Annotated in this window: 1 protein-coding gene; it reads left to right on the plus strand. The window is 56.8% G+C overall.

Annotated features, from left to right (window positions below; translation table 11 throughout):
- Nucleotides 1-240: 240 nt before the first annotated feature.
- Nucleotides 241-1158: an RHS repeat-associated core domain-containing protein gene (locus EG19_RS11855; RefSeq protein ID WP_161685617.1), complete on the plus strand. Its 918-nt coding sequence runs from the start codon at nucleotides 241-243 to the stop codon at nucleotides 1156-1158.
- Nucleotides 1159-1479: the final 321 nt, after the last annotated feature.

Genomic DNA, 1479 nt, shown 5'->3' on the forward strand with positions numbered 1-1479 from the left:
GGGGAGCGGATTGCGGTGCGCAACCACTTGGGTGGGACGGTGGCGGTGTGGTTGCGGGAGCTTGGGGGCAACCCGTTGCGTGTGTACCTCCGCACGAGCACCGGGAGCTGGAGCTGGAGTCGGGATGATGTGTGGGTGGGGCGGGAGCAGGTGGCGTCGGTGTATGCTTCTGGGGTGCAATACGTGCATTCGGATCACTTGGGCAGTCCTCGGAAGGTCACTGACAGTTTGGGGAACGTAGTGGCGAGCAACGACTTTTACCCCTTTGGTCTTCCTGCGGCCACGACGGGCCTGCAGGGGAGCTGGTTTTCGGGGTACGAGTTGGAGCACCAAAACACCTCCAGCACGTACACCGATGATTTGTACTTCTTGCATGCTCGCTGGTACTTCCCGCAGGTGGCGAGGTTTCTCTCGCCTGATCCCGTGCGTGGGGATGTCTTTTCTCCGCAGAGCTTCAATCTTTTCGCGTACGTGGGTGGGAACCCAGTCAATTTCGTGGATCCGTGGGGTTTGGCAGAGGCCGAGCCGCTGAAAATCAATTACTCGGAAACGGTGGAGGTGTCTGCGGGTGGGGATCCTTGTCCTTTCGCCCCTAAAAACATATCGTGCGAAGCTTGGCAATCTGTAAAAGAGATGCAATGGCGAATGATCCTTGGTTGGAACCGTCCGCTCTCTCAAACCCCGGCGCTTTTCCCAACACCCACATCCCCGAACATGCGGGCGGCTCGGCCGGAGGAGGTGGCCAGGAGCGCCGAGAGTCTTTCGACTCCGGAAAGAGCGCCCGAACTTGTGTTTGGTGGGGGAGTGAAGGTCACGTTTGCGTTTCCTATTTTTGGAAAACCAGTTCCTCTGCTTCTTGTTACTGAGGCTTCCTGGGAGCCTTGGACAACAATCAGATTAGAGGCGTCGGTGCAGACGGGCATGGGTGCTGCCATTGCTGGCGGTGCATTCTTCTATCTGGAGAATGAGGGCTTTGGGAAACAAACCGCAGGCGGCTTTTCGGTTCTGGGGGGCCGTGGCTATGGTGGTGAGGCGACCATTCTTCTCGAGGATAAATACCGTGGTCGCTTCGAGATAATCGTAGGAGCGGGCGGTGGGGTTGCAGGAGTTGTCCCCATTTACGTTCGTCCTTTGGGGAGCAGGCAATGGGGGAACTGATGGAAGTACTAGGAATGACTGTGACCCTTGTATTCGGCGCTTTTTGGGTTGTGGCAGAAGAAATGATATTTCTACGCATTCGGGATCGGCACCCTGTTGTCTGGGAGAGACTTGGACGACCCCGTGTGTGGTCGTTGATGTTAACCAGAGCTCAGAAGAAGTTTCATAAGTTTCGTAGCGACCCCGAGGCGCTTGAAAGCCTTAACGACCGGGTGATAATGGCTTTAGACTCCGTGGCGACGGTCTCGAGGCTTCTTGTTTTGCTCGGAGTCCTCGCGTTATTGGGCGCTCACGTAAAGGCGTGAGGCCAGGGTGCCATTG

The organism is Thermoanaerobaculum aquaticum, from assembly GCF_000687145.1.
Taxonomy (GTDB): domain Bacteria; phylum Acidobacteriota; class Thermoanaerobaculia; order Thermoanaerobaculales; family Thermoanaerobaculaceae; genus Thermoanaerobaculum; species Thermoanaerobaculum aquaticum.